Origin of the sequence: Rheinheimera pacifica (assembly GCF_024809855.1) — a bacterium.
Taxonomy (GTDB): domain Bacteria; phylum Pseudomonadota; class Gammaproteobacteria; order Enterobacterales; family Alteromonadaceae; genus Alishewanella; species Alishewanella pacifica_A.
In genome coordinates this window covers 326,188-352,002 of record NZ_JANUEM010000002.1, presented here as the reverse complement: position 1 = coordinate 352,002, position 25,815 = coordinate 326,188, and the positions used below count along the sequence as shown (strand labels likewise).

The 25,815-nt window shown below is 50.5% G+C and carries 19 protein-coding genes; 8 read left to right on the top strand and 11 right to left on the bottom strand.

The genetic code is table 11. The annotated features are described in order from the left end of the window. Positions 1–91: 91 nt before the first annotated feature. Positions 92–943 carry an endonuclease/exonuclease/phosphatase family protein gene (locus M2404_RS04465; protein WP_259238527.1) on the bottom strand — a complete coding sequence of 284 codons (852 nt, stop codon included), beginning with the start codon at positions 941–943 and terminating at the stop codon, positions 92–94. A 155-nt stretch (positions 944–1,098) separates the two neighbouring features. Here M2404_RS04465 and dauA point away from each other — a divergent pair, with 155 nt between their 5' ends. After that, positions 1,099–2,847, top strand: coding sequence for a C4-dicarboxylic acid transporter DauA (dauA, locus tag M2404_RS04460; protein ID WP_259238526.1), 1,749 nt, complete (start codon positions 1,099–1,101; stop codon positions 2,845–2,847). Here dauA and M2404_RS04455 read toward each other — a convergent pair. From M2404_RS04455 to M2404_RS04440, 4 genes are all read right to left on the bottom strand, one after another. Further along, positions 2,835–4,052, bottom strand: a complete 1,218-nt coding sequence (locus M2404_RS04455) for a PepSY-associated TM helix domain-containing protein (RefSeq protein WP_259238525.1) — start codon at positions 4,050–4,052, stop codon at positions 2,835–2,837. The genes dauA and M2404_RS04455 overlap by 13 nt on opposite strands. A 1-nt stretch (position 4,053) precedes the next feature. Further along, entirely contained in the window at positions 4,054–6,201 is a 2,148-nt protein-coding gene (locus M2404_RS04450; protein WP_259238524.1) for a TonB-dependent siderophore receptor, read from the bottom strand. Between the two features lie 133 nt (positions 6,202–6,334). Then, positions 6,335–8,638, bottom strand: a complete 2,304-nt coding sequence (locus tag M2404_RS04445) for a toxin-antitoxin system YwqK family antitoxin (RefSeq protein ID WP_259238523.1) — start codon at positions 8,636–8,638, stop codon at positions 6,335–6,337. A 123-nt stretch (positions 8,639–8,761) separates the two neighbouring features. Further along, the gene (locus M2404_RS04440) at positions 8,762–9,796 is read right to left on the bottom strand and encodes a LacI family DNA-binding transcriptional regulator (protein WP_259238681.1); all 1,035 of its coding nucleotides are present in this window, start codon (positions 9,794–9,796) and stop codon (positions 8,762–8,764) included. A 314-nt stretch (positions 9,797–10,110) separates the two neighbouring features. Between M2404_RS04440 and M2404_RS04435 the strand changes: the two genes are divergently transcribed. The 4 genes from M2404_RS04435 to M2404_RS04420 are packed head-to-tail and all read left to right on the top strand — an operon-like array spanning position 10,111 to position 13,266. After that, positions 10,111–10,962, top strand: a complete 852-nt coding sequence (locus M2404_RS04435) for a MipA/OmpV family protein (protein ID WP_259238522.1) — start codon at positions 10,111–10,113, stop codon at positions 10,960–10,962. Beyond that, positions 10,962–11,342 carry a DUF3019 domain-containing protein gene (locus M2404_RS04430; protein ID WP_259238521.1) on the top strand — a complete coding sequence of 127 codons (381 nt, stop codon included), beginning with the start codon at positions 10,962–10,964 and terminating at the stop codon, positions 11,340–11,342. The genes M2404_RS04435 and M2404_RS04430 overlap by 1 nt, the downstream gene beginning before the upstream one ends. Further along, on the top strand, positions 11,342–12,034 hold the full coding sequence (locus tag M2404_RS04425; RefSeq protein WP_310503062.1) for a response regulator transcription factor: 693 nt from the start codon (positions 11,342–11,344) through the stop codon (positions 12,032–12,034). The genes M2404_RS04430 and M2404_RS04425 overlap by 1 nt, the downstream gene beginning before the upstream one ends. A 2-nt stretch (positions 12,035–12,036) precedes the next feature. Next, a complete protein-coding gene (locus M2404_RS04420) occupies positions 12,037–13,266 on the top strand; it encodes an ATP-binding protein (RefSeq protein ID WP_259238519.1) in 1,230 nt (409 codons plus the stop codon). A 28-nt stretch (positions 13,267–13,294) separates the two neighbouring features. Here M2404_RS04420 and M2404_RS04415 read toward each other — a convergent pair whose 3' ends face one another. Continuing rightward, positions 13,295–13,969, bottom strand: a complete 675-nt coding sequence (locus tag M2404_RS04415) for a DUF3334 family protein (protein WP_259238518.1) — start codon at positions 13,967–13,969, stop codon at positions 13,295–13,297. Positions 13,970–14,205: 236 nt separating this feature from the next. Between M2404_RS04415 and M2404_RS04410 the strand changes: the two genes are divergently transcribed. Then, positions 14,206–15,399, top strand: coding sequence for a Bcr/CflA family efflux MFS transporter (locus M2404_RS04410; protein ID WP_259238517.1), 1,194 nt, complete (start codon positions 14,206–14,208; stop codon positions 15,397–15,399). On the opposite strand, the gene M2404_RS04405 is transcribed toward M2404_RS04410, so the two are convergent. Continuing rightward, positions 15,396–15,548, bottom strand: coding sequence for a hypothetical protein (locus M2404_RS04405; RefSeq protein WP_259238516.1), 153 nt, complete (start codon positions 15,546–15,548; stop codon positions 15,396–15,398). The two genes, M2404_RS04410 and M2404_RS04405, sit on opposite strands and share 4 nt — an antisense overlap. 54 nt (positions 15,549–15,602) lie before the next feature. Further along, positions 15,603–17,396, bottom strand: coding sequence for an SLC13 family permease (locus M2404_RS04400; RefSeq protein WP_259238515.1), 1,794 nt, complete (start codon positions 17,394–17,396; stop codon positions 15,603–15,605). A 146-nt stretch (positions 17,397–17,542) separates the two neighbouring features. Between M2404_RS04400 and pyrC the strand changes: the two genes are divergently transcribed. Next, positions 17,543–18,574 carry a dihydroorotase gene (gene pyrC, locus M2404_RS04395; protein ID WP_259238514.1) on the top strand — a complete coding sequence of 344 codons (1,032 nt, stop codon included), beginning with the start codon at positions 17,543–17,545 and terminating at the stop codon, positions 18,572–18,574. Between the two features lie 142 nt (positions 18,575–18,716). On the opposite strand, the gene M2404_RS04390 is transcribed toward pyrC, so the two are convergent. Further along, positions 18,717–20,219 (bottom strand): YifB family Mg chelatase-like AAA ATPase, encoded by a 1,503-nt coding sequence (locus M2404_RS04390; RefSeq protein ID WP_259238513.1) that lies wholly within the window; start codon positions 20,217–20,219, stop codon positions 18,717–18,719. A gap of 73 nt (positions 20,220–20,292) precedes the next feature. Next, the gene (locus M2404_RS04385) at positions 20,293–20,859 is read right to left on the bottom strand and encodes an SRPBCC family protein (protein WP_259238512.1); all 567 of its coding nucleotides are present in this window, start codon (positions 20,857–20,859) and stop codon (positions 20,293–20,295) included. A gap of 204 nt (positions 20,860–21,063) precedes the next feature. Between M2404_RS04385 and M2404_RS04380 the strand changes: the two genes are divergently transcribed. Beyond that, positions 21,064–24,267 carry a DEAD/DEAH box helicase gene (locus tag M2404_RS04380; protein ID WP_259238511.1) on the top strand — a complete coding sequence of 1,068 codons (3,204 nt, stop codon included), beginning with the start codon at positions 21,064–21,066 and terminating at the stop codon, positions 24,265–24,267. Positions 24,268–24,278: 11 nt separating this feature from the next. Here M2404_RS04380 and M2404_RS04375 read toward each other — a convergent pair whose 3' ends face one another. Next, on the bottom strand, positions 24,279–25,703 hold the full coding sequence (locus M2404_RS04375; RefSeq protein ID WP_259238510.1) for an alpha-amylase family glycosyl hydrolase: 1,425 nt from the start codon (positions 25,701–25,703) through the stop codon (positions 24,279–24,281). Positions 25,704–25,815 lie beyond the last annotated feature (112 nt).

Here is a 25,815-nt window from a genome sequence, read left to right as displayed (position 1 = left end):
CCACTCTGCCTGGCTATAAGCTGTTTATTATCTGGGTAAATGTAATTAAAAATGACTGCACCGGGGCCAACCTCAGTGCAGTTGTATTGCACTATGGCTTTTTCGGTAAGGTAATTACCGCCGAAATAGGAAAATGATCAGAAATATATACGCCGGCAACGCTTAGTTGATAAGTGCGGTAGTTATGGCTTTTTAAGCCGTTACTGATAAAAATATAGTCAATACGCTCGCTGTCACCTGCGGCGAAACCGTTGTAGGTGCCAACAACTTCGTCGTTTGCCAGAACTGCGGTATCTGTCAGCGGTAACAAGCGGTCAGAGGTGAGCGTTTTATATGCGGCGCTATCATGCAGCATATTAAAATCTCCCATTAAAATAACCGGCTTATTCCCGGCAATAGCCGGAATATGTGTCAGCAAAAATTCAGCACTTTTTTGCCGGGCCACATCACTTACATGGCTAAAATGCACATTAAATACAAAGAAATCACTGCCGTTTTTTTCAAAATGCCCCCAACTGGCAACGCGGGGAAGATGAGCCTGCCAGCCGATTGAGCCTGCAACATCGGGTGTTTCAGACAACCAAAAGTTGCCGCTATCCAGCTTTTTAATGGTGTTTTTATTGTAAAACAACGGCACAAACTCACCGGCAATAACGCCATCGTCGCGGCCAACGCCAATATAGCTGTAATCAGGCAATTGCTCGCTTAACCAGCTAAGTTGATGGTGCAACACCTCCTGCAACCCCAGTACATCAGGCTGCAGCGTTTTTAAATGGGCATAAATCAGCTGCTGCCTGTTTGGCCAGGCATTTATTGCATCGGCTGGGTTGTCGTAACGAATATTAAAGCTTTCAACCACCAGGCTGGTTGCGTGTACTTTTATCAGCAGGCTGCAAAACATTAATATGCCGGATATCAAAATAAACTTTACCGCTTTTATCATAGCGACTCCTTTTGGCTTGGCCTTGTAGTTATTTCAGGTAAGCAGTATTGCGCTATTATTAAAGCAGCACAACCATACTAAAAGCGCATAGGCGTAAGCCTTTGTTGGCGCTACACTAAGTTTATCCCTTAGCGGCTTTTACAGTGGATGCTGTTATGTCTGACCGATCCCACCTGTTTTCTTTGCGTGCTGGCCATGCCCTGCGTGAAGTGCTGGCCGAAGGTTACAGCCTGAATAAACTTGGCAAAGACCTGCTGGCTGGCATTACCGTAGGCATTATTGCCATACCACTGGCAATGGCGCTGGCTATTGCCTCTGGCGTGGCACCGCAGTACGGCCTTTACACCGCTATTATTGCCGGTTTTGTTATTGCACTAACCGGTGGCTCGCGCTACAGCATCAGCGGCCCCACTGCAGCCTTTGTGGTTATCTTGTACCCGGTAGCGTTAAAGTACGGTTTAAGCGGCTTACTTATTGCCACTGTGCTATCCGGTGTTTTGCTGCTGGTTATGGCGGCCATGCGGCTGGGGCGCTTAATTGAATACATACCTGAATCGGTCACCTTAGGCTTTACCGGCGGTATTGCCGTGGTTATTGCGACTTTACAAGTTAAAGACTTTTTTGGCCTGCCAATACAAACCATGCCCGAGCACTTTGTTGATAAACTGCTGCTGTTGGGGCAAATGCTGCCACAATTATCCTGGCCCAGCCTGCTGGTTGCTGCAGTAACACTGGCCGTTATGCTGCTGTGGCCCAGGCTAAAAACTTTTATACCTGCCCATTTACCGGCGCTGTTTATTGGCACCTTGCTGGCGTTAGTGCTGCTGGGGGTGGGCGCTGAACTGGACACCATAGGCTCGCGCTTTAGTTACACCACACCCGATGGCGCCAGCGGCAGCGGTATTCCGCCCTACCTGCCTTATTTTGACTGGCCCTGGCTGCGCCCCGGCCCCGATGGCGAACTACTAGGCTTTAGCTGGCAACTGGTTAAGGATTTACTGGCAGCTGCTTTTGCTATGGCCATGCTGGGTGCTATTGAATCTCTTTTGTGTGCTGTGGTGCTGGACGGTATGTCTGGCAGGCGCCACAGCGCCAACAGCGAACTGTTCGGCCAGGGTCTTGGCAATATTATTACGCCATTTTTTGGCGGCATTACCGCTACAGCCGCACTGGCACGCTCATCAGCCAACTTTAAAGCCGGTGCCCAGTCGCCGGTAGCGGCTATGGTGCATGCGCTGGTGTTGCTACTGGGGCTGATGCTGCTGGCACCGGTGTTATCTTATGTACCCATGGCTGCTTTGGCATCACTGCTGATAATAGTAGCCTGGAATATGAGTGAAGCGCCCAAAGCTGTGCACTTACTGAAAACCGCCCCGCGCAGCGATATCTGGGTATTTATTACCTGTTTTTCCCTTACCGTGCTGTTTGATATGGTGATCGCCATTACCGCCGGTATTCTGCTGGCAGCCTTACTCTTTGTTAAAGAAATAGCCGAAATGAGCAAGGTGACCGATATCAGCCATAACCGTAAACAGGTTGAACAACCGATCCCCTCTGGCTGGCAGGTGCTAAAAATCAGTGGGCCGCTGTTTTTTGCCGCGGCCGATCGTATTTTTGCCGATATCGCCCGTTTAAGTGACCATAGCCGTGGCCTGGTACTGTATATGGACGGCGTGCCCTTGCTGGATGCCGGTGGCCTGGCTGCTCTGAATAAACTGATCAATAAGTGCCATAAAAGCAAAACCCAGCTGATAATAGCCGATTTACAGTTTCAGCCACTAAAAACTCTGGCTAAAGCAGGGGTAAAGCCCGTGCCAGGCCAGCTTAGTTTTTACCCCACATTACGCGAAGCACTGGAGACACTGTATCAGCAAGCGGCGGCAACAGAAGATCAAGACGGCTGAGCCACCACCAGCGTACCCAGTAGCGGTGACAACGGAGCACGCTCCAGCTCACGCTGAGAGAATGCTGCTGCTGTCCAGGCAATACTGCTTATTGCAACAAGTAACGCTAACCAACCAAATACTCCAAGCCAGCGTGCCAGCGACGGCTGCTTATGTTTGGTGCGCAGCCAGTGCATTCGCATACCCCCGGCCACCAAAATACACAGGCCGGTGCCAAATAGCGCGTAAATTAGCTTAACGGCCAGGCCGCTAAAATTACCAAAATGCAACGGGTCGGCCATATCGGTTAAGTAAGCCAACGCAGCTAAATCGGCGCTGCTCTGGCTACCCATTACATTACCCGTGCTATCCAGGTAAATACGGTTAGCCCGGTCGCGCAGCAGTAAATCACCTGCTTGCCCGGTTACCACTATTGGTGCTTTGGCATTGCTGTTATATAGCACAGTACGGATATCCAGCTCTGGTCTATGCTGCTGGGCTATGGCAGTTATTTGTGTCAGCGATAGCGGCTGTGTTGGCGCTACGGTGCTTAATGTAGCTCTTGGTATCGGTGGGTAAAATTGCAGCGGTGTTTTTAGTAGCCAGTGCTCGGTAAAATACCATAGGCCAGTTAACGTCATCAGCAATACAAACCACCAGCTCCATAAACCAATAAGCTTGTGCCACGATGCCCAGTTGCTACGCACTGACCAACGCCATTTGCCGGGGTTGCGTAGCCATTGCTGCCACCAGTTACGATAGACATAAAAACTGGAGATAACAGATATAAGCAATAAAAAGCTCAGCGACGTTACTACAACCTTACCCGCACCTTCTACGGATAAGTACATATGTAAATTTCGTAAAAAGCGGGATAACCGTCCCCAGTCTCCGCTGCCGGTAAGGCTGCCGCTGGCCGGATCAAAATAAGCAAAGCGAAACCCTTCAGGCGTAGCCAATGATGCTTCGCCTGCAAGATAAGCCTGCTGATGCACCTGCACGCTTAGCAGTTGGCTATCAGGGTAGGCTGCTGCCAGGCTTTGCTCCAGCTGTGCCCAGTTAACCGGGCCGCTGCGGCTACTAAGTGCGCGGTATTTGCTGTCACTCAGGTACTGTATTTCATAGCTCAATGCTGCCAGTACACCTGTGACACACACCAGCAGCAACAGCGCTCCCAGCACAAAACCAGCCCAGGAATGCAGGGCAAACCATTGCCTGTTCGTCATATCAGAACTGGTAAGTGGTTGTCAGATAAATCCGGCGTGGCTCGCCCGGAAAATGCCCGGTACGGTCGATAAAGCCGCTGCTGGCATAGGTTTTATCAAACAGGTTTTTTACGTTTAGCTGTACCAGCCAGCTTTGCCATTCGGTTTGCCAGCTGATATCAAACACCGTATAAGCTTTTACCGGCTGGCCACCAATACTCTGTTGCTTGCCAACGTAGTCGACACCGGCAGCAAAAGATGAATGCAGCGCCGGCAGTTCATAGCGGCTCCACAAACCTAACTGATGCTGTGGCGCATTGGCAAAGCGGCCGTTAAACGCATTGGTAATGCCATCGTTGTCCTGCATTACTCTGGTATCGTTATAGGCGTAGCTTAGGTTCATTACCCAATTGTCGGTTAAATCGCCTAACACATCCAGCTCAAAACCACGGCTGCGCACTTCGCCCAGCGCCACTAAATCGTCCAGGCCGTCATTTCCTACATCACCGCGCGGATCGGCCTGCAGAATATTTTTCCGGGTAATTTCATACACGGCAGTATTTAGCCGCACACTGTCGTTTAGCAGCGAAAAGCGTACACCGGCTTCATATAAACGCGAGGTTTCCGGTTCAAAGGGCCCACCCACTTCCTCTGCCTGTGAGGCTGCTGCCTGCGGTACAAAACCGGTAGCCGCTACCAGATAACCACGGGCATAGTCGGTTAGCTGGTAAGTGGTACCCAGCCGCCACGACGTATCGTTACCCGATACTTTACTGCCATTACGCTTGTTGGTGTCTTCAAAACTATCCCAGCGTACACCCAATAGCAGGTTCCAGTTGTCTGACAGTGTTAACTGATCCTGCAGGTAAAGGCCCTTATGCTCGGTCCTGGTATCAGTAATGTTAGGTGTTACGGCGTCCAGGTTATAATCGGCCCGGCTGGTCAGGCCGTATACCGGGTCACGCAAACTCAAGCCCGGCACAGTACCGCCGTTTTCAAGCGGTATAGCGTTACGGCCGGAGAAATAGGAGTCCTGCTGAAAATAGTCAGCACCCACTAACAGCGTATGCTCAATATCAGCGGTGTTTAATTCAATAATATTATTCCAGGTCAGGCTGAACGAGTCATTCTCGCGGTTTTGGTCGCGAAACTGGCGGCGGCAATAATCAATAACGCCATCGCCATCGGTGTCATAACTGCAAAGCGGTTCATGATAGTTTTGCAGCTCCTGATTCTGGTAGCCACGCACGGTAATATCGGTGCTCCACTGGCTGCTAACCTGATGCTCTAATCTTGCCTGATACACTTCGGCGGTTAGCCGCTGAAAATCAGTGCTTTCGTTATGGTTCCAGCTACGGTCGGCCAGAAAGTTACCATTAGCATCGGTAACGACGCCGCGCAGGCGGGCACCACCGTAGTCTTGCTCTACATCGGTGTATTGCAGTGTCAGCGTGGTGTCCTGTGTGAAATCTATGGCGTAACCTAAATCAATAATCTGGTTTTCCACATCAGTGTTCTGCCGGAACGGTTTTTCACTGTCTTTGTAAATACCGGCACGATAACGCTGGGCAGCGTCGTCGGTTAACGGGCCGCTTAGCTCAAGCGAGCCGCTGTAAAAACTGTCATTACCCAGTCCTACTTTTAGCTGCCGCTCGGCCACCGCTGTCGGTTTTTTCGTGCTGTAGTTAATCAGGCCACCAGGGGCCATACTGCCATAAAGGGCGCCGGCAGCGCCTTTTAGCACCTGAATTTCAGCAACGTTAAACAGCTGTGGCACTGCAAAGCCGTTAAATGGATCACCGCGCACGCCGTCATATAAAATTTCGTCCTGGCGAAAACCACGAAAGGTTACGCCAGAATAACTAAAGCTACTGACGCCGCTCATACTGCGATACAGATCAGTAATTTGCCGCGCCGCCTGATCGCGGATTAATGCTTCCGACAATACCTGAATATTTTGCGGCACTTCATCCAGCGGCGTATCGGTGCGGGTAGCCAGGCTAGACGAGTCAACCCGGTACAGCGTTTGTGCCCGGCCTTTAACTTCAATATGTTCCAATGCAGCAGTATTAGCCGGTGCGGTATCGGCCTGAGTGTTAGCAGAAAATGCCATAGTGCAGAATAAACTAACAGCAGAAAGACGCAGACTTACAGCAGAGAGCGGCAACATTATAGGACAACCTGTATTGCAGAGAATTAAACAGGCCGCGAATGGTAAATGATAACAATTACCATTACAATTAAATTGTAGCTAAAATTTCAGCTAATCCGCTGCCACCCTCGTCGGCAGCAGCGGATACCTGTTAGCCTTTATGCTCGGTTTTAATTAACTTGCCGTGTTGATCAAAGTACTGCCAGTCGCCCGACGGGCGGTTGCTGATATAGCTGCCCTGAGTACGAACCTGGCCATTGGGCCAGTATTCCAGCCACTCGCCTTCTTTGCGATCACGCAGATAATCCCCCTGCTGCAGTGATTTACCATTGGGGTGGAAGTATTCAGCCTTGCCTTCTTTTAAACCTTTGACATAGCTTTCTTTTTGCTGCGGCCGGCCATTTAAATGAAATAACTCGTACCGGCCGTGTGGTTTGTCGTACTCGTATTCAATTTCGCTTTTTAGCTGGCCGTTGTCGTAGTATTCCTGCGCTAAACCATGCTTGCGGCTGGCGTCATAATGCACAGCTTGCGCCAGAGTACCGTCTTCATACCAGGCTTGCCACAAGCCAAACCACTCGCCCTTTTGCATATTGCCAGCCAACTTAGGTTCGCCGTTGCTGACATAAAACTCCTGATAGCCGCCGCTTTTTAAGCCTTTATCCCAGTTCTCAACTTTGTACAGAATATTTTTGGCGGTATAAAATTCGGCTTTACCATGCTGTTTGTTGTCCTGCCACTGGGTTTTGTAGCGTATTGTGCCCTCCGGAATAAACCCATAGGTTGGGTCATCTGCCTGGTAATAGTATTCAAGCCATTCGCCGGTTTTCTGATTGTTCAGGAAAAAGCCACTGCTGCGGCGCCGCCCCTGATAATAATCAATAAAGCGGCCTTCGGCATTACCGTTTATAAACTCCTGTTCACGGCTTTTTTCACCTTGCTGATAGGTGATCCAGTTACCATGACGCTTGTTATCGAGATACTGGCCTTCCTGAGTAAGATCACCGTTCGCAGCCCATTGTTTATATTCGCCAACCCTGCCATAGCTATGCTCACCCGGTTTTTTCTCGGTAGCGAAGTGTTCCAGCTTTTGTGGCTTGCCTGTGTCGTAGTAACTTTGATAACGGCCAATGATCTGGCCATTGTCACGTTCACCTTCCTCTCGTAGCTGGCTATTGATATGCCAGGCTTTAAAGGGGCCGGTCTGCCGTTCTTCTACATAGGTATTCTGTTCCCGCGGTTCGCCTGACGAGTAAAACGTTTTGCTTACGCCATGGCGCTTGCCTGCTTTGTACTGTGTTTCTTCAACGAGTTTTTCGCCCTGAAAGCGTTTAAATACGCCATCGCGTAGCCCCATGGCAAAATTGGCAGTAACAATAGGCAACCCATCAACACTGTAACGTTCTTGCACACCATGTTGTGGAAACTGCCCGTTAGCATTACGCTCAGAGGTATGATACTGAATACGGTGATCCAGTTTACCGTTGCTGTGGTAAGTTAATTGCTCACCCGCCTGCATACCATCGATGAAATTAAACTTTTCCAGTAACACGCCATCACTGCTATAGCGCAGATGTTCACCATGCAGTTTACCTTGCTGATAGGCTGATACCCGCGCGAGCTGACCATTAACATGAAACTCGCGGCATTCTCCGTGTTCCGCGCCATGCTGCAAGCTGCAGCGGCTAATTAGGGAACCGTCGGTATTAAACTGCTCGGCCACGCCATGGCGTTGCCCATTCAAATAATGCGTGTTAGCGGCAGGGCGGGCGGCGGCGAAAAATTGCGTCCATAAGCCATCTTGTTGGCCGTTACTATTATATTGGCCTTGCAGCAATATGTTGCCCTGTTCATCCCGGCTTTGGTAAGGGCCGTTAAGCTGATTATTGGCATAGGTCCAGGCTTCAGCCACTTCACCACTAAGATGGAAAGTTTGCCACACGCCATGACGCAGGCTGTCCTGATAAATTTCTATACTGCGTATTTTACCGTTGTCATAAAAACGGCTGACATTGGTTTTTTCGCCATGCTCAAACTGCGTGGTTTCTATCACTTGCTGCTGACTGTTAAACCGTTGCCACACGCCGCTTGCTACCCCTGCGTCGTAGTGTTCAATGTGATCCAGGCTGCCATCAACGCTAAAGTATTGCCATTCACCATGCTGGCGTCCGGCCTGGTACTGGCCACTCAATAGCCGCTGATTCCGCTGATCAAATACTTGCCAGTTGCCTTGTGCAATGCCCTGGTCAAAAGTAGCTTGCGTATAACCCTGGCTATCGCGCACTAAGCGGTATTCACCTTGCAGCGCCAGACCATTGCTAAGGTTGTAATACACGTCGGTGCCTTCAACCTTGCGTACATCCACCATGCGGTCGGCTAAAGTTTGACTAGCCATAACTGGCATAGCTAACTGCAGGAAAAACAACAGTAAAATTTTCAGTGATAAAGAACGCACAGATACCTGTTCCTGTTTAAACCAATATTCCGGGGGCTGGATATTAACACAAAGCAGCAGCAGCGTAAGCAAGGTTATAGGCAGGTAAAGAAACCGCAGCAGTTGTCGGCTACTGCTGGCGGATCAGGTATTGCGGTTAAAGCCACAAGACTGGCGGATAATCAGCTTAGGCTCTATCTGATTGACCGTAATTGGTTGGTTATTAATGAGTTGCAGCAGGTTATTTACCAGCAGCTCACCGGCCTGGGTGGTGTCTTGCTGAATAGTGCTAAGAGCTGGGGTGGCAAAAGATGCCACGGGAATATCATCAAAGCCCATTACGGCAATATCTTCCGGCACTCTTAAGTTGCACCGTTTCAGGCAACGCATAACGCCAATAGCGATAAGATCGCTGGCGCAGAAAATGGCATCTACCTGATGGCCGGCAGCCAGCAGTTGCTCGGTGGCTTTATCACCGGCACTTTCAGTAGAAATAGCATCAAAGTGTGGTACTTGCGAAGCCTGTATACCCGCAGTATTTAATGCATCAATAAACCCCAGATAACGTGCACTGAATTCCGGGCTGCCTTCAGAGGCATTGCCAACAAAGGCAAACCTTTTATGTCCGGTAGCCAGCAAATGCTCACCGGCCAGGCGGCCACCTTCGCGGTTATTGCTGCGCAGTGTAAATTCAGGATGGCCCAGCACTTCAGCGCCCCAACAAACAAAGTGGGTTTCCTGTGCCAGTAATTTATGCAGTTTTTCTTCGTAATCTTTATAGTCGCCATAACCGAGCAGAATAATGCCGTCGGCTTTATTGCTGTCTTCGTAATCGGCGTGCCAGTCGTCACTTAATTGCTGAAAAGATACCAGTAAATCCTGGCTGCGTTTGGCACAGGCACGGGTAATACTGCCAAGCATGGATAAAAAAAACGGATTAATCAGCGACTCGTCAGTGGTGGGATCTTCAAATAACAACAACGCCAGGGTACTGCTGCGCTGCTGGCGCAGGTTACTGGCATTTTTATCTACTTTATAATTCAGTTGCCGCGCAATCGCCTGCACTTTTTCGCGGGTTTCTTTATTAACCTGCGGGCTGTTTCGTAGCGCACGCGATACCGTGGACTGCGATACACCAGCCATATAAGCAATGTCGAACGAGGTAGCTTTGTCTCTCATCAAAACGCTCTGCTATGACAGCGATATTACTACGCTTATCAACACCGGCAACCCGCCGCAGCAACTACCGGTATCTTAGAATTATTGTGGCCTTATCATAAAGTGAATTGGCAGGGGATTCAATTTACATCTTACGCCAGCCTGCTTTATACACTTACCACCCATATCAGGATCACTCTGATGTAAGCTATGCTGCCAGATCAGCAGAATCGAATTGTGAAACATTGTTATGCCTGCTTATGTCTGGCCGTACAACTTGCTAAACTAACAGCGTAGAAAAATTTGTGAACTCAATTTCTGAGCCAAGGTGAAGATTGCGCTACCTGATCATACTTTTATTGCTGCTAAGCTGGCAGGTGAAAGCCGAGCCTGCGCCGGTGTGCACACAAGGCGCTCAGTGCGTAGAAGAGCAACGGCTGCACCTGAGCTGGGCACTGGGCTATGGCCAGCGTAGCAACCCTCTGTACGATGGCGAAGAGTTGCCGTTAGTTATTCTGCCGGATATCTATTATTACAGCCGCTACTGGTTTTTTGACAACGGTAAACTTGGCAGCAGCCTGGCTTTGTCAGACAACTGGCAATTAAGTGTGCTGGGCCAGTTTAATCAGGAAAAAGGCTATTTCCAGAAATGGTTTGGCGGCAACCTGATGCAATTTAGTCATACCGCTATGGAAGGGCCAAGCTATGCTGAAGAGCGTAGTGCTCAGGCGGTTTCTGTACGTCAGGTTAGTAAACGGCCAACCGCCTTCGACTTAGGCATCCAACTGGATTGGTTTAATGAAAACTGGCAGGCGCAAGCAGCGCTGTGGCAAGACGTTAGCAACACCTATAAGGGCCAGCATGCCAGTATCAGCATCGGCCGCAACTGGCAGCTAAACAGTGGCCTGTGGCAGGCCACGGCCAAACTAAACTGGAAAAGCGCCAAACTGATTGATACTTATTATGGCATTGATAATAATGAGCCGTTTTATCTGCCACGCTACGACGGCAGGCCAAGCTGGCAGCCTGAGCTGCGTTTAAGTTGGCAAAAGCCCGTGTCTGAACGCGTTTCTATGCTGGCTTTTGTTCGCTACCTACATCTGGATGATGCTATGACCCAAAGTCCGCTGGTGCGGTCTGATAATGTAACAACCTGGTTTTTAGGCGTGAGTTACCGGTTTTATTAATGCACGGTTTCTGGTTGTTACTGGCACTGAACGGAGTGACTGCATCACAGGCTGCGCCTGCACCCTGTGCGGCTGCGCTATGCTGGAACGTAAAACCACAAATTTGTGTTACCGAACAACCCAATCAACCCTGCCACGCAGACTTGCAGGTGCAGTGGTACAGCGAGCAAAAGCTAAGCCCGTGCCTGTTTCTGGCAGAGCAACTTATCCAATGCTGGCAAGATACCACCACCGGCGAATGGCAGCAGCCGCTGTCGTGGCAAAATACCGAGCTTAGCCTGCGTAATGACCACGACATTGTATTGTTACAAACAGAACTGAAAGTATTAAGCCGCAAACCCATGCGGCGCCGGATCGCCAGCCCATGGAGTATTTTCTGATGGCCAAAATATTGTTAGTAGAAGACGATGCCCGCCTGGCCTCTCTGGTGCAGAGCTTTCTTACCCAACACGGCTTTACCGTGCAGCAGCAAAGCCAGGGCGATGCAGTAGCAGAGCACTGCCGCCAGTTTCAACCTGATCTGATCGTGCTGGATCTGATGCTACCGGGCCTGGATGGCTTTGGCGTTTGCCGCCAGATCCGCCCCTGGTATAAAGGCCCGGTGTTAATGTTAACTGCAAAACAAAGTGACATTGATCAGGTGCTAGGGCTGGAACTGGGCGCTGATGATTATGTAGTAAAACCGGTAGAGCCGCGTGTGTTGGTGGCACGGATAAATGCCTTGCTACGGCGCAGCCAAACTACCACCAAAACCGAGCAGCAAGAACTGCAGTTTGGCCGCTTACTGTTAAAACAGCGTGCCCGTGAAGCCTGGTACGACAACGAGCGTGTAGAACTTACCAGCTATGAATTTGATTTGCTCTGGATGCTGGCTAAACACGCTGGCCAAACCGTAAAACGCGAAGCTATTCATCAACAGATTATTGGCCGTGAATACGACGGCCTCGACCGCACTGTCGATGTACGCATTTCGCATTTACGCCGTAAGCTGGGCGATAACGCCGAAACACCGTTTCGTATTAAAACTGTCTGGGGTAAAGGCTATTTATTTGTTGCAGACGCCTGGCACTAAGCATGCAAAGGCTATTCTGGCACTTTTACCTGTTTCTGTTTCTGGTATTGCTTGGTATTGGCTGGGCAGTAGAACAGCTGTGGCAGCAATGGCAACCCGACACCGCCCCCCCCTGGCTTAACAGCTACAGCCAGCTGTTGCAGCAGCAATTGCAACAGCCCGCCATACAATGGCAAAGCCATATCAGCCTGCCTTACACTGAACTCAGCCCCGACAGCATCAGTTGGTTGCCACAAGAGCAACAGTTACTGCAACAAGGTGATATTGTTACCTTGTTCGAAGCCGACAGCGTGTATTTTTACTATCAGCAAGGCCAGCAGTTATGGCGTTTGGGCCCGCTGCCATTAATACAACAAGAAGGTGCCACCTGGTTTACGCTGTTGTTTTTTGTGTTGTTAGCTGTTGCGGTAGCGCTGTGGCTTTGGCCGGTAGCGCGTGATATCCGTACCTTGCAGTTTAGCCTGAAGCAATTTTCCGGCAATAGCGACAGTACCATAGCTGTACCGACGCATTCTTTTATTGCGCCGATAGCACAAAGTTTCAGCCAGATGAGCCTGCAAATCCGCGATTTGCTGAACCTGCAGCGCGAAATGACGCATGCGGTATCGCATGAACTGCGCACTCCTATTGCCCGGTTGAATTTTGCACTGGAAATGGCAACCCAACTGCCAGAGGACGAACGTCGCCTGATGTGTGAGGATGTACGGGAGTTACAACAACTGGTAGATGAAATACTTGATTATGCCCGGCTGGAAACCGGCCAGTTACCCTTGCAGTTGCAACAGATAAACCTGACTGAGTTAATAGCCAACCTGAACGAAAAACTGTCGCCGCTGCCTGGCGCAGCAATTAGTTTAACGATGCCAGAGCAGGCCATGCTGTTTGGCGATGGCCATTATCTGGAACGGGCACTGCAAAATGTGCTGGTTAACGCCAAAAAGTATGCCCGCCAGCGCATTACATTGACACTGCGACAACAGCAAGATTACTGGCATATCCACATTGAAGATGACGGCCCCGGAATTCCGGAGGCCATGCGTGAAGACATCCTGAAACCTTTTTTCCGCCTTGAAGCCAGCCGTAATAAACAAGGTGGCGGCTTTGGCCTGGGGCTGGCCATAGTGCAGCGTGTTATGCAGTGGCATCAGGGCAGCATCAGTGTAAGTAAATCCGCCACCCTGGCGGGAGCCAGTTTTTGCCTGCGCCTGCCGACAGGCAAAGTAGCGTCTTAACCGCCGGGGAATATCGCGGCAATACCGGTTATAAACCCAGGTTTTTCAGAAAATCATCATCCACCTCTGCTGAGGCACTAACGGTGTTCTCCGGTGTATATTGTTGCGCATTGGCCAGAATATCGTCCGGGTGCTCCTGCTCGGCTTTATCAAACTCATGCAGTTGTATAAACTCGGTTTTGTCCATCGCCAGTTCCAGATAAAAAATATTATGCTCTGGCGTACTAAAGGTAACCCGGCGAGCCTGCGGCTGATCAAGCTGGGTATTAATTAAAATTTGCACCTGCTTATTAATGGCCATCATTTTTGGCTGGCTCTGATTAATTGACGTTTGCAGGTCATAGCGCACTGTGTTGGTAAAATCGCCAACGATCTGGTTCATCAACTCGCCCATCACATTGCCTACTTCATCAGAGGTATGAAACTGAGCCAGTTCGCTTTCCGGCATCCCCATGCTCATTAAGTATTTTTTATAAATTTCCATCGCAGCCTGGGCGGTAAAGTTAATAATTACCAGGCCGGAGAAGCCGCCGTCAAACAACACAAAGCACCCCAGATCAGGCCGCAGACAGGTTTTTTGTATTTTTTGTACCATGGGCGAATAAGCTACATTACTGTTGCCAGCGCCCGATAATACTTTGCTTACCGACTGACACAGCGTGAGTAATATTTCATCTGTAGTAATTATTTTGGTTTTTTTCATTATTTAAATCCAACAATCTGAGTTTATTCAGTATAAGCGTAATACCCTGGCTTAAGCTATTCTGTTCCGATAGCAGCACTGCATTTAAACGTTTGCAGCTTATCTATTAATTTACTGCGTGAATTATCCCTCTTAGCTGCCAGACATATTTGTTAACCCATTTTTACACTCAGCCATTAGCTGAGGCTAACAAAACCGCGTATTATAGTGCGCTGCCAAATTAAGAGCCTTAACCTATGTCAAACAAACCCGCTGGCTGGATTATTATATTGCTGGCAGCCGTTGTTGCCACCACGCCGCTGGCCATTGATATGTACCTGCCAGCCATGCCCATTATGGCGCAACAACTGAATACTTCTATTGGCATGGTGCAGCAGTCGTTAAGTATTTTCCTAGCTTTTTTTGGTATCAGCATGCTGATTTGTGGCCCGCTGGCCGACAGCTTTGGTCGCAGGCCGCTGGCTATTTTTGGTTTAACCGGCTTTGTGCTGGCCAGTATTGCCTTAAGTTTAGTTAGCACTATTGAGTGGTTTTTATTCTGGCGCGCGATTCAGGCTTTATGTGGCGCGGCGGCTACAGTAGTAGTGCCGGGTATAGTACGGCATATATATCAGGAACATACCGCTAAAGGGATGTCGTATGTATCGATGATTATGATGCTGGCACCTTTGTTGGCACCAGCCATTGGCAGCGGCGTGTTGTGGCTGGCCAACTGGCAGATGATCTTTATTACGCTGGCAGCCTATGGCTTACTTATCCTGTTGCTTAGCTGGCGTTATCTGCCGGAGATAAAACCTGCCGGTGCGCCACAGAAGCTGGCGTTTTTTGCCGGCTACAAAGTGGTGTTTTCAAGGGCTTCTGCCCGGCCGGATATTGCTACGTCGATGTTTGCCTCGTTCTCATTTTTTTGCTTTTTAACCGCCGTACCTTTTGTTTATATCAAATTTTTTGGTGTAGACGAGCAGCAGTTCAGCTTGTTATTTGGCTTTAATGTATTAATGCTGATGCTGGCAAACCTGATCAACAGCCGTCTGGTTACCCGCCTTGGCCCACAACGTATGCTGCAAGCCGGACTGGCAGTGGCGATTGTCAGCGCCAGCGCGTTAACCATGTTTAACTTCTGGCAGTTTGAGCTGGTGTATACGGTATTGGCGATAGCCCCGCTAATGGCCAGCTTAAGCCTGATAGCCACTAACGCTGATGCTATGATCCTGATGAAATTTCCGGATAACAGCGGTACCGCAACGGCGGTAATAGGTACTTTGCGCTTTGGTATAGGTGCACTGGCCGGGCCGTTACTGGCGCTGTTTTATAACGGCACCCCGCTGCCATTTGCATTGCTGATGCTGGCAGGGGTGCTGTGTATTGCAGTAAGCCAGTTGTGGCATAAACCCGCGGAGCTGCCCGTTACTGCAGCCAGTCCGGATTAAATTTTACAGGCACCGCCACTGCATTCATCGTCGTCATCACCATATTGTGGCGCGTCAGCACGGCTAAGTTCAGCTTGTTGCTGGCGCTCTACATTTTGCTCTGCTTCAGCAAAGTCCAGATGGTCTAAATCAAAATCCAGCTCAGACATTAATATTCCCCTCAGTTAAATAGCGCTAATAGTGTAGCAAAGGCCACCGCCCGGCTAAAGCGGCCAGAAGTATAAAAGTGCCGGTACTGATACTGCTACAACCAGCAGTTCCAGTGGTAGCCCCAACTTCCAGTAATCACCAAACTTAAAGCCGCCAGGCCCCAGGATCAGGGTATTGTTCTGATGGCCTATCGGCGTTAAAAAGGCGCAGGAGGCACCAATGGCCACTGCCATTAAAAAGGTGTCGGAGCTGACATCAAGCTGCCTGGCGATGCTTAACGCTATCGGACACATTACTGCTGCTGTGGCAGCATTGTTCATAAAATCAGACAAGGTCATTGTCAGTATCAGCAACAAGATCAGTGCAAATACCCCGCTACCTTGGGACAAATGCGACAACATTAACTCTGCCAATAAAGCTGCAGCACCGGTGCTTAGCATCGCTTCGGCTACCGGTATTAACGCCGCAAGCAACACCACCACCGGCCAGTCAATAGCCTGATAGACCTTGCTAAGCGGCAGCGCCTTAAACAACATACTGGCCAGTACCCCTGCTGCAAAAGATACTGCAGCAGGTACTAAACCAAAGGCGGCCCCTGCCACAGCACTTAACATAATAACGCTGGTTAACCAAATGCGGCGTTTGTCCGGCACCTGAATAGACCGCTCTGCCAGCGGTACACAACCAAACTCACTGGCAAATGCCGACAGCAGTTCTGCCTCCCCCTGCATTAGCAGTACATCACCGGCAACCAGTTCAGTACGGCGTAACCGCTTAATGGAACGATTGCCCTGGCGCGACAACGCCAGTAAATTAATGCCAAACCGGCTGCGCAGGCTAAGATCTGCCGCTGAGCGGCCAATCAGCAAAGCATCGGGCATCACGGCCAGCTCCAGCAGCACCTCTTCCTTGCCCGAGCCAGAAGTTTTCTCTGCATCTGCAGTGTCAACATCGGCTTTAACATTCTCTTCCAACGTTAACCCCAGCTCAGACAATATATTGCCCAGCGATTCCGGCTCAGCTTCAATCACCAGTACATCGTCTGCTTTTAGCATCCTATATCCGGTAGGAGCCGACACGCGGAACTTATTGCGCACCAAACCTACTACCTGTGCATCGGCTTCTTCCAGTAACTGTTCAAGTGCCGCCAGGCGCAGGCCATCGGCTTTGCCTTTTGCATCTACCCGTACCTCGGTTAAATAGCTGGCGGTATCAAACCCCTCAACACCACCCTGCTGGCGTTTAGGCACCAAACGCCAGCCAATGATGGTAATAAAAGCCACGCCAGACACAGCCACCAGCACGCCCACCGGGCTAAAGTCGAACATGGCAAAACTATTGCCCTGGCTGCTATCTCGAAAGCCCGACACAATCAAGTTGGGCGGCGTACCAATTAAGGTGGTCATACCTCCGAGTATTGAGCCAAATGCCACCGGCATCAGCACCTGCCCCGGCGTTAACTTAAGCCGGGTTGCCGCCTGAATCGCCACTGGCATCATCAATGCCATAGCGCCGACGTTATTCATAAATGCGGATAGCAGCGTTACCAAGGCAGTTAACAAGGCAATAGTGGCCATAACACCACCGTTGGCAGGCAGTAATTTACGCGCTAACAGGTCAACCGCACCGCTGTTTTGCAGCGCATAACTTAGCACCAGCACACAGGCTACGGTAATTACAGCCGGGTGGCCAAAACCGCTAAAGGCGGTGTCGGTTGGTACCAGGCCAGCAGCAACTGCGGCCATCAGGGTAGCAAGCGCCACCGCATCATGCCGCCAGCGGCCCCAGATAAACAACGCTATCGTGCAAAGTAAAATTGCAAAGAGCATTCCCTGTTCTAATGTCATTGCGGTATCCGATGAGTAAATATCAATAATGGCTAAGCTACGCTGAACGCCAACTTACCACAATACGCGCTGAAGCAATTTCACCCAACGAGGTTACTTGGTATCATAGCGCCACTTTTTTTGCCGCAGCAGTTGCAGGAGCCTCCATGACCACGCTTACCATACAAACCCCGGATGACTGGCATTTACACTTTCGTGACGGCGATATGCTGCGTGAAACCGTACCGGCCACTGCCCGGCAATTCGCCCGTGCCATTGTGATGCCGAACTTAGTACCGCCGGTAACCACCGCTGACATGGCAGTAGCCTACCGCAACCGTATTTTGTCAGCCCGCCCGGCAGGCAGTAATTTTCAGCCGCTGGTTACCTTATTTTTAACCGATAAAACTACCGCTGCCGATATCAGCGCAGCCAAAGCCGCCGGTGTGGTTGCGGCTAAGTTGTACCCGGCCGGAGCTACCACCAACTCAAGCGATGCAGTAAGTGCGCTGGATAGCCTGTATCCGGTATTTGAAGCCATGGCAGAGCAAAGTATGTTACTGCTGGTGCATGGCGAAGTTACCGATCACGATATTGATATTTTTGACCGCGAAAAGGTGTTTATCGACCGCTACCTGCAGCATATTGTTGCGCGCTTACCCGGCCTGAAAGTGGTGTTTGAGCACATCACTACCGCCGATGCCGCCAGCTTTGTAGCCCAGGCTTCTGCCAATGTGGCGGCCACTATTACACCACAGCATTTACTGTTAAACCGCAACGACTTGTTAGTCGGCGGCGTACGGCCACACAACTATTGCCTGCCGGTATTAAAACGCCGCACGCATCAGGAAGCGCTGCGCGCGGCTGTGGCCAGTGGCTCCAGCAAGTTCTTTTTAGGCACCGATTCTGCGCCACATGAAAAACACCGCAAAGAGTCTGCCTGTGGCTGCGCCGGCTGTTACAGCGCCCACAGCGCGATAGAGCTGTATGCTCAGGTATTTGATGATTTAGGTGTTCTGGATAAGCTGGAAGGCTTTGCCAGCCACTACGGTGCCGACTTTTATGGCTTGCCACGTAACAGCGGCACAGTGATACTGCAAAAACAGCAGTGGCAGGTGCCAAACGAAATTACGCTGCCCAACGGCAACCCGATAGTACCTTTTTATGCCGGCGAAACCTTAAATTGGAAATTGGTGTAACTTACAGGCTCAGGCGTAACGCATGAGCCGATATACTCACGTCAACACGCCGTAAACCCATCCCTGGGGGCTCGATTCGGCCATCCTGGCCTGCAACGGTTGACTTAGAGTACATCGACTCCTGCTTTAATATACGCGAGACTCAGTTCTTTAAATAACTCAGCAGCCGCTCCAGCGCACGGTAGCTGAGGGCCTCCATTAAATGGGCGCGGCTAATTTGGGCTTGCTGCTGTAAATCGGCAATACTGCGCGCCACTTTAATAATCTTATGGTAAGTACGGGCCGACAGTTTAAAGCGGTGAATGGTGTCTTCCAAAAAGCGTGCATCGGCTTGTTGCAACGGGCAAAAATCGGCAATTTCACTGCCGCTTAAGCGGGCATTAGCTTTACCCTGCCGCGCCAGCTGTAATTGCCTGGCTGCCAATACCCGCTCGCGCACACTGGCGCTGCTTTCTTCCTGCGTATGCTGGCTAAGCATGCCTTTGGGCAGCAGCGGCACTTCAATTTGCAGCTCTATGCGGTCGATAAACGGGCCCGACAACCGGTTTAAGTAACGCATTACCTGCTCAGGCGTGGCGCGGCCATCCTGATGGTGCCCGGTCGGGCTGGGGTTTAATGCTGCTACCAGTTGAAACTGCGCCGGAAATTCTGCCTGGCGCGCAGCACGGCTAATATGTACCACACCGGTTTCCAGCGGCTCGCGCAGCACATCCAGCACCTTGCGCGGGAACTCCGGAAGTTCATCAAGGAACAAAATTCCGTGATGCGACAACGAAATTTCACCTGGCCTGGGCACAGAACCCCCACCAACCAGCGCCACAGCAGAACTGGTGTGATGTGGCGACCTAAACGGCCTCTGCTGCCAGTCGGTTAAGTTACGCTTTAACCCGGCAATAGAGTAAATAGCAGCCGTGGCCAGTGCTTCCTGCTCTGTCAGCGGCGGCATAATACCGGGTAAACGCTGTGCCAGCATAGATTTACCGGTACCAGCCGGGCCCAGCATTAACAGGTTATGCTCACCGGCGGCGGCAATTTCCAGCACCCGTTTGGCATGTGCCTGGCCTTTTACGTCGGCTAAATCCGGCGTATGTTGCTGTTCACGCACCGGTAATGCCGGAATAGCTGGCAATGGCTGCTGGGCCAGTAAAAAGCTGTGCACCTGTAATAAATGTTCGGCACCGTGCACCACTACCTTGGGTACCTGCTGCGCCTGCTGGGCATTTAACATTGGCAGCACCACTTCACGGCCAGCATCACGGCAGGCGATAGCCACCGGAATTTCACCTACGATGCTGCGGATCTCGCCCGACAGCGCCAGCTCGCCACAAAACTCATAGCCTTGCAGGCTTTTTTCGGCCAGCTGGCCAGAGGCCACAATAATGCCCAGCGCTATCGGCAAATCGAACCGGCCACCTTCTTTGGGTAAATCAGCCGGGGCTAAATTAACGGTGATTTTGCGGTCAGGGAAGGCAAAACCGCTGTTTACCATGGCGCTGCGCACCCGATCACGCGATTCTTTTACCGAGGTTTCGGGCAAGCCCACCAGTTGGAAAGCTGGTAAGCCATTACTGATATGCACTTCAACAGTAACTAAAGGGGCATCTAAACCATGACGGGCACGACTGAAAACAACGGCCAGTGACATCCTGTCTCCTGCGCGGACAAATAAAAAAGATAATTAATATTTAGCATATTGTTAAATATTAGCAAGCGTAAAATTAGCTTGCTGGCATTTCTGCAGGCTCTGCCGCTGGTGTTTCCAGAATGAGCTTCAGGTTTTCCAGGCCTTGCTGCAAATCTGCCGCTATCATCGCTTCAACGTCGATAAACAACAGCATAAGGTTAATGGGGTAAGGAATATGGCCGGCAAAACCCCAGGTTACCCTGGTTTGTTCTGCGTTAACGGCTTCTGTTTGCATATAAGCTGGCGACACTGCAGCATAAGGCTGGTAAAAACGCAGTTCGTAATCTATCCGGGCGCCTTCCACTATAGCTTTTATTTCCTGCTCGCCGGTGCCCACATCTGCATTTTCACTATGCCAGCCCGAAACAAAACCCACAGTACCATCAACACCCTGATCGGTTTTTTGCATATTAGGGTCCAGTGCTGCCCAAACACTGAAGTTGTCCTGATTAGTTAAAAAACGAATGTAATCAAACACCACGGTCACTGGCTGTTTAATAATTACCTGAGTTTCTACTTTATAATCCTGCTTTACAAATAATGCGGCCACCAGTGGTATTGCCAGCAACACAACTACAGCCAGCAGTAGTTTTTTAATCATTATGGTTACCTCTGTAGCGATTTTATTGTGTTAACGGGGCTAAATTGCTCCGGGCCGAAATAAACATAGCTGGCTTTTTGTTAACACTCCAGTGGCGGTTTATCGTGCTGGATCTGTACAAATTTATTTTATTTCACGCTATCGCATTTGGCTTGGGGCAAAACTGCGGTAGCATTACGCCTTTGTGTTCAACATTCAGGCGTTATGACAACCGATACTGCGTTCCCACTTAGCCAGCAACAGCTAGAACTCTGGTTTGATGCCGTAACCTTTCACCGGGCTCAGGCGTATTTGCAGGCCGGTAAAGTGGTCAAGTTGGAATACAACAGCGACTTATCTGAGATCGGTGCTCAGGTATGGGGCGCAGCTTTTACGCCATACCGGCAATTTATCAGCCTTAAACACAACAGCAGCGGCTGGCAGCTGCAAAACCGCTGCACCTGCCCGGTAGGTGCCAATTGCAAACACGTGCTGGCCGTACTGCTGCGGCTGCAGCGCGATTACCAGCAACACAAGCTGCAACTGGAGCAACAACCGGTGCGCCAGCTAAACCAGTGGTTTGAACAGGTAGAACAGTCTCTTGCCCCGGCGCGGGATGAAAAAGATGTAGTGCTGTATTTGTTGTCTTATGGCCAGGCTGGGCTACAACTTAGCCCGCGCAGGGTGCGCGAAAGTAAAAAAGGCGGTTATACCAAAGGCGTAGCCATTGGCAAATACGATTTAGTTACCCCAGGTATACCGCACTGGATTGATGAGCAGGATTACCGCCTGCTAAGTTATTTCCGCGCTCAAAGCCTGCGCGATTTACCACTGCTGGAAGGTGACTGGGGATATCAGTTGCTGCAACAATTATTGGGCAGTGGCCGCTGCTTTTTTTCTGAAGCGCGCTACCCGGTGCAGCAGGGCCCGAAACGGGCGCTGGCTTTTACCTGGCAGGATACCGCAGCAGGCCAGCAACTGAGCTGGCAGCTGGACGACGATGACCGCGACTTTGAGCTGGTTTATACCGATCCCCCCTGTTATCTGGACACCAGTTACTACCAGATAGGCGAGCTGGACACCGCTCTTAGCAGTGCGCAGTTAAAGCTGTTAAACAAAATACCACCGATACCGCAGCAGGCACTGGCGCCAAGTATCAGCCGCCTGCAACAGCTGTTTAACCAAACCAGCCTGCCGTTGCCCAGCGCCGCCGGGCTAAAACAAATCAGCAGCACACCACGGCCGGTATTGCAGTTAAAAATGCTGCCACATAAAGCCAAAGGCCGCAGTGAGCCTACAGCTGTGCTGCAGTTTCAGTATGCCAGCTACTTGCTACCACTTAATCTGACGCAGGCACAAACCGAGCTGGTACAGGATGACACCACTGTTTTTATCAAACGGCACCGGGCTACAGAAACCAGCGCGCTGGAGCAATTGTTACAGCTTGAACTGCTGCAACTACCGGCATTGCCGCCACCTTACAGCGACCAAAGTGCGTTTGGCGTGGGTGAAGGGCCAGACAACCCACTGTTATGGCAACCCTTGCTGGACGCACTGCCACACTTAGAACAGCAAGGCTGGCATATTGCCCGTGATGATAATTTTAACCTGGATATATTAAACGGCGCCCCTTACCTGCAGGTGCAGGACAATGCCGTGGGTGGTTTTGCTTTAGCCATACAGGTTGATATCGACGGCACCCAGGTGCCGCTGCTGCCGCTGATCAGCCAGTGGCTGCGCCAGCATGGCTTGCCCGATGCTGATAAACCCATCTGGTTGTCATTACCACAAGGTAAGCTGGCGTTACCGCTGGCACTGATCCAGCCGTTTATTGACACCATTATTGAACTGCTAAACCCGAATAAGCCACAGTTCAGCCTGGATTTACCCGCATTTAAAGCGGCGTTATTACCACCGGAAACAGCCAAAGACATCCAGTTTTTAAATGCACAACGTGTACAGCGTTTAAGTAACCTGCTGCACAATTTTAATGGCATTACCCCGTGCGACGTGCCGCAGGGCCTGCAAGCATCACTGCGTGATTACCAGCTACAGGGCTTAAGCTGGCTAAGCTTTTTGCGTGAGTTTGGCTTAGGCGGCGTACTGGCCGACGATATGGGCCTGGGTAAAACCCTGCAAACCCTAAGCTTGCTACTGCTGCAAAAGCAGCGCGGCGAGTTACAACACCCGGCGCTTATTATCTGCCCTACCAGCGTATTGGGTAACTGGCTGGCTGAGGCCGCACGATTTACACCGCAACTGCGGGTATTGCAAATTCATGGCAATAAGCGCCAGCCGCTGTTTAATGAACTGAGCAATTACGATCTGATCGTAACCAGCTATCCGCTGGTGGTGCGTGATCATAAGTATTACCAGAACCAGCCGCTTAGCGCTGTTATTCTGGATGAAGCCCAGCATATTAAAAATGCCGGTAGCCTGGCGGCCAAAGCGGTGCGCTTATTAAAAGCCGATTTTAAACTGGCGTTGTCGGGCACCCCGCTGGAAAACCACTTAGGCGAGTTAAAGTCGATTTTTGATTTTGTGCTGCCCGGCCTGCTGGGTAACGACACTCACTTTAACCAGGTATACCGCAAACCGATAGAAAAACACGGCGATGCCGAGCGCGCGCATGCGTTAAAAGCCCGTATTGCGCCCTTTATGCTGCGCCGCACCAAAGCCCAGGTAGCCAGTGAGTTACCAGACAAAACCGAGATAGTGCAGCTACTGGAATTAGAAAGCGACCAGCGTAACCTGTATGAAAGTATCCGCCTGGTAATGGAAACCAAAGTACGTGAACTATTTGTGCAAAAAGGTGTGGCCGCCAGCCAGATCCAGTTTTTAGATGCCTTGTTAAAGCTGCGCCAGGCTTGCTGTGATGCCCGGCTGGTACCGGTTGAACATGCCCGCTCAGTGCAAACCAATGCCAAGTTACAGTGGCTGCGCGACACCCTGCCGGAAATGCTGGAAGAGGGCCGCAATATTTTACTGTTCAGCCAGTTTGCCAGCATGCTGACACTGATAGAAGATGAGCTGAACGCCCTGGGCATCAGCTACAGCAAACTCACCGGCCAGACTAAACACCGCCAGCAGCAGATTGATGCCTTTCAAAGTAGTGAAACCCGGGTATTTTTAATCAGCTTAAAAGCTGGTGGTACCGGTTTAAACCTTACCGCTGCCGATACCGTTATTCACTACGACCCCTGGTGGAATCCCGCCGCAGAAGCCCAGGCTACTGATCGCGCCCACCGCATCGGCCAGAAAAAAGCCGTATTTGTTTATAAGCTGATCGCCAGCAATACCGTAGAGCAAAAAGTACAGCTACTGCAGCAACACAAACGCCAGCTGGCCGACCAGCTGTTTGCCGGTGGCCAGGGCCAGCCATGGCAAGGCAAGGCCGAAGATTTACTGGCGTTATTCAGTGCTGACTAAGCACAAATGACTTAGTCGGCGTACCACATTCTGGCCTGACGCGCCGGAATACTGAAGTTGTAGCTGCCACCATTGATATACACCAGATTACCGCCACTTAACACGTCGCGGTAATTACGGTACCAGTAAAAGCGGCCGTTGGTGTTAATGTTAAAGCTCTGGTTGCTGCTGCACTTATTAATGCCTACCACGCCTTCCTGACCACGGCGGAACAAAATAGCACAGTCATTCCAGGCTAACATTTCCATGCCCTGCCCCTGCATACGGTTATGGAAATTCAGCATTTTGCCAATATGATCGGCTTTATAGGCATTAACCCAGCGGTTGTTATCAGTGCCGGTGCTGTCGCTGAATATCAGCGGCTTACCACCATCACGGCCCATAATGTAGGCATAGGCCAGATATTCGTCGGTAGCATCCATAATCAGATAACGAAAACCGTCATTGGTCGGAATATCATGCGTAACAGTAAAGGTTACTGCCCGGCTGTTTTGCAGCGCCTGACCATTAGACAACGGATTAACCAGCTGGCTTAAGCTACCGCCAAAACTAAAGGCACTGCGAATAGCGCTAAACAGCGGAAAATCGTAGGCTTTATGGTCGGTATAGGCCAGGTAAGGCGATAAGAAGCTATCGAATTCGTTATTACCGGCTCCACCGCTGGTAATAATTTCACCAAACACGTACATACCATTTTTAATGCTGCTGGTGAAAATTTCATTAATATGCCAAATGGTCATATGCTTGGCCGCATCAACCCTAAAGCCTTTTACGCCTAAGTCTTTTAATGCGGTTAAGTAATTACGCTGTTGCTGCACCACCCAGCTGTTGGGGTTCAGATCCGGCAAACCGACATCACCCGCACCACCGCACAGCCGCCAGTTTTGCACCTGCCATACATCGTTATAGTTGCTGATACAGTTAGCCGGGTTAAAGTCGCTGGCGCCAAACAAACCCTGGGTTAAATTGCCAAACAGGCGCTGGTTATTCCAGTAACTGCTGTTACTGCCATAGCTATTTACTGCAGCCTGGCCGGGAAAGTCAGTCGCGCCGTTACGCTCATTCGCCATATGGTTTAATACGATATCGGCGTACACATCTACTTTACGCGCCGGGTTGGTGTCGTTCAGGGCATTGATCATATTTACAAACGATTGTTTGTTACCTTTGCAATGATCAATGACACGGATATCCTGTGGCTGATAACGCTGCCACCAGGCACAATTGCCCGCGTTCGATTTTAACGGCGGTGCCACTAATACCGCTTTATAACCCAGATTTTTTATTTCTGTCGCTTTGGCAGCAACTTCATCATAGTGCCAGTCAAAGGCATGTAAAATAGCATCGGCAACAGCAGCCGACGAAAACACACCTGAACTCACAACGAATGCCAGCCACAATAGCTGACGCTTTAGCATGGTACTGATTACTTGCATTGGTCTATCCTTTATTTTTCATTGGTTTATGCAAGTCATCCGTGAATGGGCAGCAGTGCGGTCCCCGCCGCACCACTAAGTGTTATTGACAGCAAGCTCCGTTAACACATCG